Raw genomic sequence first — 14,334 nt, 5'->3', positions numbered from 1 at the left:
GACGGCAAGGGAGAGTTCGAGTACGTGGCCGAGCCGCCGGCCGGCGTGCCTGCCCCGCCGCCCACCAAGCCCGACGTGCGTCTCCACGGCACCACCGGTCGGCCGGAGACCCTTGAGAAGGCAGCGGGCGCAGTGCAGGACGCCCTGCACAAGGAGTAGTCGCTCCCGGCATCACACGCGGCAGACCGAAGGCCGCCGTCCCGCACCCTCGGTGCGGGACGGCGGCCTTCGGTCTGCGGGCTGGTGCGGCAGCGCAGTCGTCGAAACCACGCTGCCGCCCCCCGACGCTAGGGCGGTCACCGCCCACTCGCATCCAGAGCTTGCTCAGGTCTGTCGCGGCCCGGGCGAGGTGGTGCCGGCGCCCCGGCGAGGCCACAGCGCGATGGCCAGGCCCGCGAGAGCGCTCAGGATGTGCAGCCAGTTGTCCGCTGCGTTGATGTTGAGGATGTTGATGTCCGGGTTGTTCACCGCGACCAGGCCGTAGACGAACGCCGCGCCGTACCCGATCACCAGCAGCCAGCCGAATGTCCGTGCTCGGCTCGGCGAGGACCACATGATGACGCCCAGGAGTCCGATCAGGAGGTGCACGATGTTGTGCAGGGGGTTGATGGCGAACCCGAGCAACGTCTGGTCGTGGTCGTGCTCCGCGAAACCGTCGAACCCGGTCACGAAGAATCCCGCGATACCGACCAGGAGATAGACCACGCCGATCGTGAGAGCGAGCCACTGATGTGGCGCCCGGACAGGCGCCGCGTGCGTGGATTGCGTCATGGCGTTTCTCCATTCCGTGTGATTGCCAGTACGAACACCTTGAGGGTGAGTCGCTCCACTCGCATTTGACGCGAATTCCTCGTGGTGCGACTCGACGCCGACGGCGTGAGTCTGGATGTTCGGACCGGTCGACGGTGGGAGATCACAGTGCGAGCGATGGTGTATCGCGGGCCGTACAAGATCCGCGTCGAGGAGAAGGACCTACCTCGTGTCGAGCATCCGAACGACGCGATCGTGCGGGTCACCACGGCGGCGATCTGTGGGTCGGACCTGCACCTCTACCACGGCCTCATGCCCGACACGCGCGTGGGATCGACGTTCGGCCACGAGTTCGTGGGCGTCGTGCACGACATCGGTCCTTCGGTACGCAACCTCGCCGTCGGCGACCGGGTGATGGTGCCTTTCAACATCTACTGCGGAACGTGCTTCTTCTGTGCGCGCGGCCTGTACTCCAACTGTCACAACGTGAACCCGAATGCCACGGCGGTGGGTGGCATCTACGGCTACTCGCACACCACCGGGGGCTACGACGGCGGGCAGGCCGAGTACGTCCGGGTGCCCTTCGCCGACGTCGGGCCCACGATCGTGCCCGACTGGATGGACGAGGAGGACGCCGTCCTGTGCACGGACGCCCTGGCCACCGGCTACTTCGGTGCGCAGCTCGCCGACATCGTCGAGGGCGACGTGGTGGTCGTGTTCGGTGCCGGACCGGTCGGGCTGTTCGCCGCCCGGTCGGCGTGGCTCATGGGCGCCGGTCGCGTCATCGTCGTCGACCACCTGGACGACCGGCTGGAGATGGCCCGCACGTTCGCCTATGCCGAGACCGTCAACTTCACGCAGCACAAGGACATCGTCGTGGAGATGAAGCGCACCACCGGCTGGCTCGGCGCCGACCGGGTGATCGACGCGGTGGGCGCCGAGGCGGACGGAAACCTGCTGCAGCACGTGACGGGCGCGAAGCTCAAGCTGCAGGGCGGATCGCCGATCGCGCTGAACTGGGCGATCGACTCCGTGCGCAAGGGCGGCACGGTCTCGGTGATGGGCGCGTACGGGCCCATCTTCAGCGCGGTCAAGTTCGGCGACGCGATGAACAAGGGCCTCACCCTGCGCATGAACCAGGCGCCCGTGAAACGGCAGTGGCCGAGGCTGTTCGAGCACATGCGCAGCGGCTACCTCAAGCCGAACGACATAGTGACCCACCGGATCCCGCTGGAACACATCGCCGAGGGGTACCACATCTTCTCCGCCAAGCTCGACGGCTGCATCAAGCCGCTCGTCGTGCCCGGCGCCGCGTGAGAGAGGGGACGACCGTGCCGTACACCGCCGACAAGCCGCCTCTGGCCGAGACGCCGGAGCAGCTCAGAGCCCGTATACCGGGCTGGGGCGCCGATCTCGACCCCGCCGACCGCCCCTCCTACCCCCGCGAGGTGCGCGGGCTGGAGACCGGTGCGCACTGGGACCTGCCCGAGCAGCAGCAGGAGCGCCAGCCGCGCGAGCGCTCGATCGAGCATGCACGCCTGACGCCGGTCTTCGGCACGTCGGTGCCGCTCAAGGGCCTGTCGGGCGTGGTCCGCAGGTTCGCGTACCAACGGTTCAGCGAGGGCCGCGCCGCACACTGGCTGCTGCTGATCGGGGCCGACCGGGTGGATGCCGTCGAGAGCCACCTCGCGTCCTTCGCGACCACCCGCCCGGACAACCCGGTGACCGAGACCGGAGTGCTGGCGGAGCCGTCACACCATCCGCTCCGGTCCCGGGCCGGGCGGGTGGACGTGCGGCACCAGGTCCTCGACCCCCTCGTCGTCGTAGGGCCTTGGGTGCTGAGCGGCGTGGTGATCTACCGGGGCGTCCGCGCAGTGGTCCGGCAGGCCCGCTCCTGGGGGCCCTGAAGATGCCCCGAGCCGCACGAGCCACCGGGCTGGTACTCGGTGCCGTGGTGGCGGCCGTGCGCAGATGGCGCCCCCGGCCGCTCCACCCGACCGGCACGGTGCTCAGCGGGACGTTGAGTCTCGACGTCGGCGGCGCGCCGGGCGCTGCCGCGCTCGGTGCTCCCACGACCCACCCGGTGACCGTGCGCGTGTCGCGCGCTGCGGGCCTGCCCGCTCCGCTGCCCGACGTCTTCGGCCTCGCGGTGCACTGGACCGTCGACGACCGTGCCCAGGACATCCTGCTGTCGGCAACCGGTCTGGGCCGGCTCACCCGCTTTCTCCTGGCGCCCCGGATCCGTCCGCTCGAGGGCGGGTTCGGCACGCTCATGCCGTTCCGGGACCTCGACGGCCGGCCCGTGCTGCTTGCTGCCGCTCCCGTCGGCACACGCCCGCGCGACCGGCACAGCACGGGGACGGCAGCCCTCGTCGGCACCGACCTGGCGCTGCTGTCCGCGCACCCCGGCGAGCGGTGGCACCGGCTGGGGACGCTCCACTGCGGGCGTGCCGTCGCGGGCGACGCGCCACGGGTCGATCCCGTGCGGCACGTACCCGGGGAGCTCGGCACGTATCCCTGGGCCGCCGCGCTCCGGGCTCCCGCCTATCGGGCGGCCCGGGCCGGCCGCCCGGCGTCGGGTGAACGCGACTGAGCCCACACCCGTCGCCGGCGGGCGCTAGTGAGCGCCCGTCCGGCGCGCCTGCTCGACGGCCGCCGCCACTCCCCCGGTCCACGGTTCGCCGTGGCCGGGCAGCAACGTCGTCGCGCCCGAGTCGTACGCGGTCAGGCGGTCGAGAGACATCAGTGCCTGCACGCTGTCCGCGGTGGCGGCGCCAGCGATGATCTGCGGGCCACGCCTGCCGGTGTACGGGTCGAGCGTGACGAGCGCGTCCCCGGTGAGCAGCACGTCCCGGTCGAACAGGTGCAGAGCGCAGTGCCCGTAGGTGTGGCCCGGCGTGAAGATCACGCGAGGAGCGCCGGGTACGGGGAGAGTCGCGCCGGGCTCCGCGTGGAGCAGCCCCCGCACCCCGCGTACTCGCAGGGCGCCCGCCGCCGTCATCGACGCGAGGATCCGCAGCGACGCCGGGTACCGGAACGGATAGGTCGCCCGTACGTTCTCGTGCGCGTAGCGGTACGGGTGGGCGGCGATCGTGAAGTCCTCCTCGTGCAGCCAGATCGGTACTCCCAGTCGCGTCCGGAAGGCCGCGGCCGAGCCGGTGTGGTCGAAGTGGGCATGCGTCAGCACTACCGCCGCGATGTCCGAGGGACGGCGTCCGAGCTCGCGCAGCGCCTCGCCCAGCAGGTTCCAGGTCGCCGGCAGACCGGTGTCGACGACGAGCACGCGACCCTCGTCGTCCGTGACGAGGTAGACGTTGACGTAGGCGTGCTCGATCCGGTGCACGCCGTCCGCGACCTCGCTCAGCACCACGCGATCCACCCCAGCTCATCGCGGGGATCTGTCATCGAGCCGTCAACCATGTCTCCTCCTCGCGCCGGCCTGGATCTCGACCTGAGTTCCACGGTAGGGAGGGCGCCCCCACTGGCAACCGCGCTCGGCCGGCGCCGGCGGTCCTCGCCGCCCGGCCCGCAGCACGTTCGTCCACGGTGCTCGCCACCGACTTCACGGTGCTGGGTATGTCGAACGCGACCAGTACAAAGGACGTATCACACCCAAATTTCTATGAATCCTCATCCACAGTAAAACTAGGACCCAGCCGGTCACATCCGGATGTTGTGCGCACAGGGGGCAGGTAACGCGTGACGATGACCATTGGCCTGGGTCTCGACGACCTGTGCGCCGTGCTCGGCACCGAGGGCGACGCCAGCGGTTCAGACGCCGACACCTCGCCGCCCGAGCCGGTCCGCTTCGGTTCGGCACCCCGCGTGACGAGCGTCCACGCCGTGAACGGACCGGAATGCCGCTCCACGCGTGCCGCCATGCACGACTACCTCGGCCGGCATCTCGCACCCCGTCGAGCAAGTCGCCTGGAGGCCCACCTGGACAGCTGCGCGGAGTGCATCCGCGCGTTCATCGACATCCGGGAAGCCTCCTGGGCGCGCCGCGCCGTGGCCGACTCCGCAACGCTGACCGTCACCCGCGCGGATACCTTCGAGCGGCTCGGAGGCACGTCGAGACCACGAGGGCACCGCGCCGGCTGACGTACGGCTCCTGCCTCCGGCACCGATCACAGGGCCCTGCCGCGGCGCGATCCGAGACCGCGTACCGTGGAGAGCGGAGCGATCATGTGCCGCTCCCCGACCACGGTTGGCCGTGCCGGTGCCCCAGCGAGCTCGCGCGCCGACGTCGTTCACAGAGGGGATCGATGCGATGAGCATCTCAACCTTCCCGTACGAGCTGGCGCGGCGTGCCGCGACCGTGCTCGGCGCCGAGATCGAGGCCAGCATCACCGTGCGCCAGCACGGGCTGGCGGTCCGCGCGGGCAGCAGCAGCGGCGCCGCCGCGCGATGCGACCGGGCCGAGTCCCTCGCCGACAGCGGGCCGTGCATCGATGCCATGGACCAGCTGTCCGTCCACGTCGTGCCGGCGATCACCGAGAAGAGCGGGTGGAACGCATGGCGTGAGCAAGCAACCCGTGAAGGCTTCGTCTCCGCGCTGGCGGTCCCCGCGGCCGTGAACGACCACATCGCCGTGGCACTGAACCTCTACTCGCGGTCGCCCGACCCGTGGACGCCCGAGCTGCTCGCCGCAGCCGACGGTTACGCGCAGCTCACCGCGGCCATGGTGCGCCTCCACCTCGGCCTGGCCGAGCTCGAGGACGGCGCGGCCGGCTACTACAGCCAGATGTCCGACACGATCACGATCGAGCGTGCGATCGGCGCGATCATGCAGACCAACGACTGCGCGGAGGACGAGGCGAGACGGATCCTCGAGTCCGCCTCCCGGCATCGCAACGTGACGCAACGCGAGGTGGCCGAGTGCGTTCTGCGCGCCCTGGTTGTCTCTGACGACGCGCGACCTGAGGACCGCGTCGGCAAGTGACGGCCTCGAGGAGCACGACGCCGAGCAGCGACTCGGCGTCTGGCCGCCGTCGGTGCGGCCATGGGCCGAGGCAACCGATCGGTCACAGCCGCTTCATCAGGTACAGCGAGTCCCCGTGGACCTCGTCAGGTTCGATGCGCCCGGTCTCGACGAACCCGAGCTTCGCCAGGACGCCCCGAGAGGCAGCGTTCCAGTCCCGGACCGTCGCCCACAGACGCCGGTAACCCGACGTCCGCGCCCGACCGAGCACCGCCTGCGCGGCCTCCGTCGCGTACCCCTGACCCCAGAACCTGCGCAGCAGCTCGAACGCCAGCTCCGGCTCGTCGTCGGGTCCCTGGCGGTTGGCGATCAGGCCGCAGTAGCCGACGACGTCGCCGGCTCCCTTGCGCTCCACGGCCGGCAGCCCGAGGGAGTCCGAGCGCGGCGCGCTGCGGATCCAGCCCTCGATCTCCTCGACCGTGGGGCGGCCGGCGGCGTCGATCCGGCGGTGCGGGGGAACGCGTGGATCACGCTCGGTCCACATCTCGCGCTGCACCGCAGCCTCGGACACCCGCCAGGGGCGCAGGACGAGCCGATCGGTCTCGAGCAGGATCTCCCGCCCGTGCGCGCTGGGGCTTTCCATGGCGGCGACGGTACAGGCACCCCGTCGAGCGCCAGCGGGAGCGCACCCGTCCCGCGCGGCCCGTGACCCCTCGGATAGCCTCGACGTGTGTTCGCTGGATTCACGACGGAGCGTGTCCTGACCGGTGAGGCGTCGATCTTCGTCCGGCACGGCGGGTCGGGCCCGCCCGTCCTGCTCCTCCACGGCCATCCGCGGACGTCGGCGACCTGGCACCGGGTGGCTCCCCGGCTCGTCGAGGCGGGCTTCTCCGTCGTGTGCCCCGACCTTCGTGGCTACGGGAGGTCGCGAGGTCCCGACGCCGTCCCCGACCACTCCGCCCACTCGAAGCGAGCGGTCGCCCGTGACATGCTCACGGTCATGCGGCAGCTGGGCCACGAGCGGTTCTGCCTGGCGGGCCATGACCGCGGCAGCTACGTCGCGCTCCGGCTCGCTCTCGACCACGCGCAGGCGGTGGAGCGGCTGGCCCTGATCGACTGCATACCCCTCAGCGAGCACCTCCGCCGGGCGGACGCGACGTTCGCCACCCGCTGGTGGCACTGGTTCTTCTTCGCCCAGCCGGACATCCCCGAGCGCGTGATCAACCCCGATCCTGCCGCCTGGTACGGCAGCAAGGCGGACCCCGCCGCCATGGGAGCCGAGAACCACGCCGAGCTCATGGACGCGGTCGCTCATCCCGAGGTGGTGCGCGCGATGCTGGAGGACTACCGGGCCGGCCTCTCGGTGGACCGGGCGCACGAGGAGGCGGACCGTGCGGCCGGCCGGCGCGTCACCGCGCCCCTCCGGGTGCTGTGGTCGCTCCAGGACGACCTCGAGGACCTGTACGGCGACCCCCTGGACATTTGGCGCGCATGGGCGGACGACGTGGACGGGTTCGGCATCGACTCCGGGCACCACGTCGCCGAGGAGAACCCGGCGGCGCTCGCGCGGGCGCTGGTCGGTCATTTTCGCCCCGAGACCGCGCGCTGATCGAGAGCTGCTTCGCACCGTCCCGTGAGCAGCGCGCCCTCTGACAGTACATGCTTTCGTGTACTGTCAGGTCGGTGGAGACGACCAGCGAACCGATCACGGCACCGACTCGAGAGTCGGTGACACTGACGCACACCGCGGCGCTCGCGCGGCTCGGACACGCACTGTCGGACGAGACCCGGGCGCGGATCATGCTGACGCTGCGCGAGGCGCCCGCGTTCCCGTCGGACCTGGCCAGCGCGCTGGGCGTCTCGCGGCAGGTGATGTCCAACCAGCTCGCGTGCCTGCGCGGCTGCGGTCTCGTGGAGGCCATCCCGGAGGGACGACGGACCTGGTACCGGCTCGCCGACCCGCACCTGGCCCCTGCGCTGGCCGACCTGCTGAAGCTCGTCGTGACCGTCGACCCGACCTGCTGCTCGCCCGAGGGGTGCACCTGCTCATGACCACCATCAGCCTCGGGTCCCGCCCCCCGACCCCGGACCGCCGGTACGTGCTGGAACGCCGCGTCCGCTGGATCGTCGCGGCGACCATCACCTACAACGTGATCGAGGCGGTGGTGGCGATCACCGCCGGTCGCATGGCGTCGTCGGCGGCACTCGTCGGCTTCGGCCTGGACTCCGTCGTCGAGGTCCTGTCCGCCGCCGCGGTCGCGTGGCAGTTCGCCGCCCCTGACCCGCACCGGCGCGAGCGGGTCACGATGCGCGTCATCGCGCTGTCGTTCTTCGGCCTGGCGCTGTTCGTCACCGTGGACGCCGCACGTACCCTGCTGGGCGCCGCCGAGCCCGACCATTCGACGGTCGGTATCGTCCTGGCGTCCGTGAGCCTGGTCATCATGCCGTTCCTGTCCTGGTTCGAGCGTCGCACGGGACGCGAGCTGGGCTCGGCGTCCGCCGTGGCGGACTCCAAGCAGACGCTGCTGTGCACCTACCTGTCCGCGGTGCTCCTGGTCGGGCTGCTGCTCAACTCCACGCTCGGCTGGACCTGGGCCGACCCCCTGGCAGCGCTCGTCATCGCGGGTGTCGCGGTCAAGGAGGGCATCGAGGCCTGGCGTGGCGACGCCTGCTGCAGCCCGGCCCAGGCTCTCCTCACCACGGACGCGAGCCCCTCCGCCGGCTGTGCCGACGGCTGCTGCACCCGCTCTGGGAGCTGAACCACCCGCTTCTTTGACACGAGTCGCGGTCCGCACTCAACGAATCATGGGCGAGCCGCGTCTTAAGGAGGTGAAGCGCAGAGGCAATCCGGAGGCGTCGCGGCCAGATGTACGCGCACGCCGCACCGGCCCTGCGAGCTCGCTGCTGTGAGGACGGCGGCTGGAGCCGGCCACCCTCGGCTCGTCGGTCTTGACGCGGCGCGCGGTCTCGCGCTCGTCGGGATGATCGTCGTCAACGTCGGGCCGGTGGGCTCGCAGTCGATCCTCCAGCGTCTATACCTGCTGCCCTACGGGCGAGCGTCCGTGCTCTTCGTCGTCGTGGCCGGCATCGGCACGGGATACCTGCTCAGCCGGCAGCCCCGGAGCGAGCGGTGGTCGACCGCCACGTGGCGCGCAGCCCTCCTCTTCACTGGAGGAGTCGCGCTCCAGGAGCTGACGGACCAGGTCAACGTCATCCTGCCCACCTATGCCGTCCTGTTCCTGCTGGCTCCGCTGCTGTGGCGCCTGCCCTCGCGAGTCCTGCTGGGTGTCGGCGTCGTGCTCCTGCTCGCCGGGCCGGCCGCCGTCGTCGCGCACGAGATGGCCTGGCCCGCCCTCCGCGCGAGCGGACCGGTCACCCTTGGCACGAGGCCGTGGGAAGCCGTGCGTTCACTCACCCTGACCGGCCGGTACCCGCTGGCGAGCTGGACCGTACCGTTCGTCGCCGGCCTGTGCGTCGCCCGGCTCGACCTGACCGACACGGTGGTGCTGCGCCGGCTCGCGGTCGGGGGCGCCTCCGTCATGGTGGTAGCCCTCGCCGCCTCCCAGCTCATGTACGCGCTCATCGGTCCGGGTGCCGACCGGGGCCCCTGGCGGCTGCTGACCGGCGCCGCGCACGGCCAGATGCCGCTGTGGCTGGCCAGCAGCATCGGCGGAGCAGTCGCGGTGGTGGCCGCTTGCTCGCTCGTCCTGCATCGGTCGGGCCGGTCAGCGGTCCTCGGCTGGCTGGTCGCGTGCGGCCGCATCTCTCTGACCCTCTACGTGCTCCACTTCGTCGTCCTCGCCCTCATCAAGCCCGTGCGGGGCTTCTCGTTCGAGCAGGGAGTCCTCGTCAGCGCCGTGTTCGTGACCGTCGTGCTCGCCGTGGCCGTGCTCTGGCAGAGGACGGGCAGCCCCGGCCCGCTCGAACGGCTCCTGCGCCGGACCTGGCTCCGCCCACGCAGGACGCCGGCGCGGGACCGCCTCCAGACCGCACAGATCTCCGGAAGGACCCGGCAACAGTGAGAAACGACCAGAGCACGAAGCCAGGCAGCATCACGGCGTTCGCGGCTGCCGCCGTGGCCGTCGTGGCACTCAGCGCCTGCACGGCGGCGCCGCCCCCGCCCGGGCCGAGCCGGTCACCGACCGCATCGGTCTCCCCCGCTGAGCCCTCGCCCTCCCCGTCGGGACCCGCGCCCTCCCCCTCGGAGACGGCCTCCGCGCCCGGGCTGCGTGAACACGGGGTGAGCGCCGGCCACCCGCTCGCCGCCGAGGCCGGCGCACAGATGCTCGAGCGTGGCGGCACCGCGGTGGATGCCGCGATCGCAGCGGCGTTCGCGGACGCCGTCATGCAGCCCGCCAGCTCGGGCATCGGCGGCGGAGGCGTCGCGATAGTCGTCGCCGACGGGAACGCGGAGAACTACGAGTACCGCGAGGTGGTCAACCAGGCCGGTCAGATCCCTGACAGCGGCACGGGAGTGCTCGGGTTCGTCGCGGGGATGGAGGCACTGCACCGGAACCACGGAAGCCTGCCCTGGTCCGACCTGCTCCAGCCCGCGATCGAGATCGCCCGGTCCGGTGCGCCGGTCTCGCGCTACCTCGCCTCCCAGATCAACGGATACCCGGGCCCGGACGTCACCGCGCCGCTGCCGCACTTCCGGCGTGACGACGGCACGCCTCTCCAGGCCGGCGACCTGCTCACCCAGACGGAGCTCGCCGCGACCATGCGCACCCTTGCCGACGAAGGCCCCGACTCCCTCTACACCGGCAGCCTCTCCCGGACCCTGGCAGACGTACCGGGACTGGACAGCCAGTCCCTCGCCGCCTACGAGGTCGATGTCTCCGAGCCCGCCGCCGGCCAGGTAGGAGACCTCACGATGCTGTCGGGGGCGCCGGCACTGCCCGGCGCCGCCGTCATCCAGATGGTGCAGATCGCGGAGGCCGCCGGCATCGGGGCAGTCGACCCCGACTCGCCCGAGCACATCGACATCCTGTCCCGCGCCTGGCACGTCGCCGACACCTCCGTGCAGCAGCACTTCGGCGACCCACGCTTCGTGGACGTCCCGGTGGGGCGCCTCACCGACCCGGCACGGAACGCCCGGATCGCCGCGAGTCTGCCGGACGCCGCCGAGACGAGCAGGAGGTCGGCCGCAGCCAGTGGCTACGAGGGCGCGCCCAACACCACCCACATCTCCGTCGTCGACGCCGACGGCGCGGCTGTCTCGATGACCAACACCATCACGAACTACTGGGGCAGCGGACAGTACGTCGCGGGATTCTTCCTCAACAACCAGCTCGAGCGGTTCGGCAGCATCGGCCACGACGAAGCGAACCGACCGGAACCCGGACGCCGCTCCGTCACCTGGAGCTCACCCACCATGCTGCTCGACGCGAGGCGACGGCCCGTGCTCGTGATCGGCACCCCGGGTGGCCGCCAGATACCCAGCACCATCGCCGACGTCGTCACGCGCTGGGCCTTGCACGACCAGCCGCTGGAGACCGCCGTCCGCGCCGGCCGCTTCCTGCTGACCGACGGCGAGCTCCGCCTGGAGACCCCACAGCTCGCCGACGCCGCACGCGGGCTGGGCTACGACGTCGTCGTGACCGACGAGGCGGCCAGGTCCACCTACGGCTCCGTCCAGGCGCTCGCCATCAGCTGGGACGAGGCCAGGGTGAGCGGCTTCGCCGACGAGCGGCGTTCGGCTGGCTTCGTGGTGGGCAGCGCCGGCAGGTGACGCGTCGCCGCGCCGGAGACCTCGACCACGCTGTACCGGCACGTCGCCGCGCTCATCGATGCCGGCTACCTGAGCGTCGTGCGAGAGCGGCGCTGCACAGCCGGAACGAGCAGCTCAACTACCGCCAGCTCGCGCTCTACGTGGACGAGAACGACGCCGAAGCGATCAGCGCCGGGCTGCTGGACGTACTCGCCCCGTACTTCGAGCCGGCTCCGGGCAAGAGCCGCACCACCCTCTCCCTCATCAGCGTCCCGGACGTGTAACCGGCACACACCCGGACACTCACCCGGGCATTCACCCGGCCCGGGAGCGCTCCGGCTTCGCGGCGAGGACGGCTTCTGACAGCCAGGGACCGAGGTTGTCCAGGATCGCCTCGCCCGCCGGGCCCGCGTCAGGGCTCGAGGCCGCTTCGAGCTCTGCGTCGGGTGCCGCCTCCCCGTTGATCGTGGCGACCAGGGAGAGATACCGCCCGTGCGTCGCCTCGTAGTCCGGATGGTGCAGCGCCTCGTGCAGAACACGGCCGACGTGCGGAAACCCGGACGCGATGCGCTCCCACAGCCCGTCGTCCGGCCGGACGCCCAGAGCCTCCGCGCACTGCTGCACGAACCGTGCCGCGAGCTCTCGAACGTGCGGGTCGTCGGGCACGAGCCCGCTGGCGTGCGCCGCGATGAGCTTCGGCATCACGTCCTCGCCGGCGGATGCGATGAAGCTCTGGACCTGCGGACCGGAGACCACAGCCCCAGGACCGGTGGCATACGTCTCCACCAGGTAGGAGCGGCACGCGCTACGGAACTCGGCATCCTCCAGCAGCTCGGCCAGGGTGATCCAGGCCTCCAGCTGCGCCGCCGTCGGGTCGCCGGGGAGCCGCGGCCGCACCCGGCGCATGCGGTCCGCGACGCCCGCAGGGAGGCCGGCGCTCACCTCCCGCCAGAAGTCAGCGATCAACCGTTCGCGCTCGCCGTCCGGCATCGTCACCAGCTGGGTCATGAGATCGATCCGTTCCGCGGGGTCCTCCTGACCCACGAGCGCCCGCAGGACGGAGCGCCGAAGGCGCAGGTCACGTTCCTGTCGTTCGACGACGTCCAGATGGTCGGCGAGGAGCTGCCGGAGAGTGCTCTCACCGGTCAGGACCTGGCGGATCTGTTCCAGCCCGGTGCCCAGCTCGCGCAGCGTGCGGATGAAGTCGAGCTCGGCGATGGCCTGCAGGCCGTAGAGGCGGTGACCCGAGGCGGTCACGTCCGTGGGGGCGACGATTCCTTCGTCGGCGTAGAAGCGGATGGCGCTCACGCTCAGACCGGTCCGGTGCGCGACGTCGCCGATGGGGTACAGGTTCTCGTCCGTGGTGTTCATGCGTCCCACCATGGGACCTCACGTTGCTTGAGCCGCAAGGCCGAGCGCCTCGGGCGTCGACGGAGGGTCGCCGTCCGGCCGTACGGGGCGGCAGCCTCTTGATCACGGACGCGGGCAGTGTCACCGCAGCCGAGCTCGCGGTGCAGGCGATCGTGCGTGTGGTCGGGCGCAGGGTGACACTGGAGGACCGTCGTCCCGATCCTTGCCGGAGGGCCCGTGCCTCGTCGTACCGCCGAACGCCGCCTCGTGCCGGGCGACGTGGTGCGTGCCGCGGCAGTCGGCAGCCTCGCCGTCGGCATCGTGACTTTCGGAAGCGTCGCGGGCGCGTTGTTCTTCCTCGTCCTGGGCGGAGTCCTCGTCCCGAGGTTCCTGCGCCTGCCGGCTGCCCTCGACCTCTGCTTCGGTTCCAGCCTCCTGCTCGCGGCATGGGCGTCCCAGCTCGGATGGTACGAAGCCGTCCCGTGGCTCGATCTCCTCGTCCACGCGGTGTGCACCGGCCTCGTCGCAGTCGTCGGTGTCATCATCATGACCCGCGGGCAGATGCTGGAGGTGGGTGCGCACCCCCGGCGAGCGAAGGCCGGACTGGTCGCGATCACCAGCGCGATCGGCGCGCTGAGTGCGATCGTGTGGGAGCTCGGCGAGTGGGTCGGCCACACCTACCTCGACGAAGGAATCGACGTCGGATACTCGGACACGATCGCCGACCTCGCCTTCGGCCTGTCCGGCGCGATGCTCGCCGGGCTCGCCCTGGCAGCCCAGGACCAGGCATGGGGGCGCGGACATGACATCTGATCTCGCGCCGACGGTGTCCGTGGTGATCCCGGTGCGCAACGACGCGCCGGCGCTGGACGCGTGCCTGGCCCTGCTCGCCCGCCAGACCGTGGACCCGCTCGAGATCGTCGTGGTCGACAACGCCTCGACCGACGCATCCGCTGCCGTGGCGCACCGGTGGGGCGCCGTGGTCGTTGCCGAACCCAGCGTCGGGATCCCCGCCGCCGCAGCGACCGGTTACGACACTGCGAAGGGCACCGTCATCGCGCGGCTCGACGCCGACTCCCGGCCCGGCCCGCGGTGGGTGGAGACGGTGGTGGAACAGATGGCCGCCGAACCGGGTCTCGACGCTCTCACGGGGGCGGGCAGCTTCTATGACGCGCCGCGGGGCATGCGGGTCGCTGCAGCCGTGGCCTACCTGGGGTCGTACTACGTGCTCGGGCACCTGGCGCTCGGACACACTGCCCTGTGGGGCTCGTGCATGGCGATGCGCTCCGAAGCCTGGCGGGCCGTGCGCCGAGAGGTCGTGCGCGACGACACCGAGGTGCACGACGACCTCGACCTGGCGTTCCGGCTCGGTCCGGGGCACCGGATACGGCTCGACCGCTCGTGGCGGGTGGGCGTGTCCGCGCGCAGTCTGCGCGGTCGACGCCAAAGACGCCGGCGGCTCGATCGCGCGTGGCGCACGCTGCGGCTCAACTGGCAGGACGCGCCTCCGTGGGAGCGATGGCTGCGCCGGACGTCGCTTCCTCGACGAGGCTGAGCCGGGCTCGGCCACGACTTGGATCCTCGCCTGTAACGATCGCGCGCT

The 14,334-nt window shown here is 71.3% G+C and carries 17 protein-coding genes; 13 read left to right on the top strand and 4 right to left on the bottom strand.

Annotation, left to right across the window (positions count from 1 at the left end; genetic code table 11):
* Positions 1–324 precede the first annotated feature (324 nt).
* Positions 325–771 (bottom strand): DUF4383 domain-containing protein, encoded by a 447-nt coding sequence (locus tag LUM46_RS15945; protein WP_274995153.1) that lies wholly within the window; start codon positions 769–771, stop codon positions 325–327.
* 147 nt (positions 772–918) lie between these two features.
* Here LUM46_RS15945 and LUM46_RS15940 point away from each other — a divergent pair, with 147 nt between their 5' ends.
* The 3 genes from LUM46_RS15940 to LUM46_RS15930 are packed head-to-tail and all read left to right on the top strand — an operon-like array spanning position 919 to position 3,343.
* Positions 919–2,067, top strand: a complete 1,149-nt coding sequence (locus tag LUM46_RS15940) for a zinc-dependent alcohol dehydrogenase (protein WP_274995152.1) — start codon at positions 919–921, stop codon at positions 2,065–2,067.
* Positions 2,068–2,081: 14 nt separating this feature from the next.
* A complete protein-coding gene (locus LUM46_RS15935; protein WP_274995151.1) occupies positions 2,082–2,657 on the top strand; it encodes a hypothetical protein in 576 nt (191 codons plus the stop codon).
* 2 nt (positions 2,658–2,659) lie between these two features.
* Positions 2,660–3,343 (top strand): hypothetical protein, encoded by a 684-nt coding sequence (locus tag LUM46_RS15930; RefSeq protein WP_274995150.1) that lies wholly within the window; start codon positions 2,660–2,662, stop codon positions 3,341–3,343.
* A 24-nt stretch (positions 3,344–3,367) separates the two neighbouring features.
* Here the strand turns inward: LUM46_RS15930 and LUM46_RS15925 are convergent, their stop codons facing one another.
* Positions 3,368–4,129: an MBL fold metallo-hydrolase gene (locus tag LUM46_RS15925; RefSeq protein WP_310243069.1), complete on the bottom strand. Its 762-nt coding sequence runs from the start codon at positions 4,127–4,129 to the stop codon at positions 3,368–3,370.
* A gap of 326 nt (positions 4,130–4,455) precedes the next feature.
* On the opposite strand from LUM46_RS15925, the gene LUM46_RS15920 reads away from it, so the two are divergent.
* Positions 4,456–4,851 carry a zf-HC2 domain-containing protein gene (locus LUM46_RS15920; RefSeq protein ID WP_274995166.1) on the top strand — a complete coding sequence of 132 codons (396 nt, stop codon included), beginning with the start codon at positions 4,456–4,458 and terminating at the stop codon, positions 4,849–4,851.
* 169 nt (positions 4,852–5,020) lie between these two features.
* Complete coding sequence (locus LUM46_RS15915) at positions 5,021–5,692, top strand: ANTAR domain-containing protein (RefSeq protein WP_274995149.1); 672 nt, start codon at positions 5,021–5,023, stop codon at positions 5,690–5,692.
* A gap of 82 nt (positions 5,693–5,774) precedes the next feature.
* On the opposite strand, the gene LUM46_RS15910 is transcribed toward LUM46_RS15915, so the two are convergent.
* Positions 5,775–6,314: a GNAT family N-acetyltransferase gene (locus LUM46_RS15910; RefSeq protein ID WP_274995148.1), complete on the bottom strand. Its 540-nt coding sequence runs from the start codon at positions 6,312–6,314 to the stop codon at positions 5,775–5,777.
* Positions 6,315–6,401: 87 nt separating this feature from the next.
* Between LUM46_RS15910 and LUM46_RS15905 the strand changes: the two genes are divergently transcribed.
* The 6 genes from LUM46_RS15905 (at position 6,402) to LUM46_RS15880 (ending at position 11,665) form a co-directional block, all read left to right on the top strand.
* On the top strand, positions 6,402–7,280 hold the full coding sequence (locus LUM46_RS15905) for an alpha/beta fold hydrolase (protein ID WP_274995147.1): 879 nt from the start codon (positions 6,402–6,404) through the stop codon (positions 7,278–7,280).
* A gap of 74 nt (positions 7,281–7,354) precedes the next feature.
* On the top strand, positions 7,355–7,723 hold the full coding sequence (locus LUM46_RS15900; protein WP_274995146.1) for an ArsR/SmtB family transcription factor: 369 nt from the start codon (positions 7,355–7,357) through the stop codon (positions 7,721–7,723).
* Positions 7,720–8,430, top strand: a complete 711-nt coding sequence (locus tag LUM46_RS15895) for a cation diffusion facilitator family transporter (protein WP_274995145.1) — start codon at positions 7,720–7,722, stop codon at positions 8,428–8,430. The genes LUM46_RS15900 and LUM46_RS15895 overlap by 4 nt, the downstream gene beginning before the upstream one ends.
* Before the next feature lie 147 nt (positions 8,431–8,577).
* The gene (locus tag LUM46_RS15890; RefSeq protein ID WP_274995144.1) at positions 8,578–9,693 is read left to right on the top strand and encodes an acyltransferase family protein; all 1,116 of its coding nucleotides are present in this window, start codon (positions 8,578–8,580) and stop codon (positions 9,691–9,693) included.
* Positions 9,690–11,402: a gamma-glutamyltransferase gene (locus LUM46_RS15885; RefSeq protein WP_274995142.1), complete on the top strand. Its 1,713-nt coding sequence runs from the start codon at positions 9,690–9,692 to the stop codon at positions 11,400–11,402. Before LUM46_RS15890 ends, LUM46_RS15885 begins: the two co-directional genes overlap by 4 nt.
* Positions 11,399–11,665: a hypothetical protein gene (locus tag LUM46_RS15880; protein ID WP_274995141.1), complete on the top strand. Its 267-nt coding sequence runs from the start codon at positions 11,399–11,401 to the stop codon at positions 11,663–11,665. The genes LUM46_RS15885 and LUM46_RS15880 overlap by 4 nt, the downstream gene beginning before the upstream one ends.
* 31 nt (positions 11,666–11,696) lie before the next feature.
* On the opposite strand, the gene LUM46_RS15875 is transcribed toward LUM46_RS15880, so the two are convergent.
* A complete protein-coding gene (locus LUM46_RS15875; RefSeq protein ID WP_274995140.1) occupies positions 11,697–12,752 on the bottom strand; it encodes a helix-turn-helix domain-containing protein in 1,056 nt (351 codons plus the stop codon).
* A 216-nt stretch (positions 12,753–12,968) separates the two neighbouring features.
* On the opposite strand from LUM46_RS15875, the gene LUM46_RS15870 reads away from it, so the two are divergent.
* Positions 12,969–13,544: a DUF2238 domain-containing protein gene (locus tag LUM46_RS15870; protein WP_274995139.1), complete on the top strand. Its 576-nt coding sequence runs from the start codon at positions 12,969–12,971 to the stop codon at positions 13,542–13,544.
* Complete coding sequence (locus tag LUM46_RS15865) at positions 13,534–14,286, top strand: glycosyltransferase family 2 protein (RefSeq protein ID WP_274995138.1); 753 nt, start codon at positions 13,534–13,536, stop codon at positions 14,284–14,286. The genes LUM46_RS15870 and LUM46_RS15865 overlap by 11 nt, the downstream gene beginning before the upstream one ends.
* Positions 14,287–14,334: the final 48 nt, after the last annotated feature.

This window comes from Promicromonospora iranensis, from assembly GCF_028994805.1.
Lineage (GTDB): Bacteria > Actinomycetota > Actinomycetes > Actinomycetales > Cellulomonadaceae > Promicromonospora > Promicromonospora iranensis.
The sequence above is the reverse complement of the archived record's forward strand: the minus strand, read 5'-3'. Positions and strand labels throughout refer to the sequence as shown.

Coding starts and splice junctions, on each gene's coding strand:
- LUM46_RS15945 (WP_274995153.1), bottom strand. CDS start 771: ATGACGCAATCCACGCACGCGGCGCCTGTCCGGGCGCCACATCAGTGG.
- LUM46_RS15930 (WP_274995150.1), top strand. CDS start 2,660: ATGCCCCGAGCCGCACGAGCCACCGGGCTGGTACTCGGTGCCGTGGTG.
- LUM46_RS15920 (WP_274995166.1), top strand. CDS start 4,456: ATGACCATTGGCCTGGGTCTCGACGACCTGTGCGCCGTGCTCGGCACC.
- LUM46_RS15915 (WP_274995149.1), top strand. CDS start 5,021: ATGAGCATCTCAACCTTCCCGTACGAGCTGGCGCGGCGTGCCGCGACC.
- LUM46_RS15910 (WP_274995148.1), bottom strand. CDS start 6,314: ATGGAAAGCCCCAGCGCGCACGGGCGGGAGATCCTGCTCGAGACCGAT.
- LUM46_RS15895 (WP_274995145.1), top strand. CDS start 7,720: ATGACCACCATCAGCCTCGGGTCCCGCCCCCCGACCCCGGACCGCCGG.
- LUM46_RS15875 (WP_274995140.1), bottom strand. CDS start 12,752: ATGAACACCACGGACGAGAACCTGTACCCCATCGGCGACGTCGCGCAC.
- LUM46_RS15865 (WP_274995138.1), top strand. CDS start 13,534: ATGACATCTGATCTCGCGCCGACGGTGTCCGTGGTGATCCCGGTGCGC.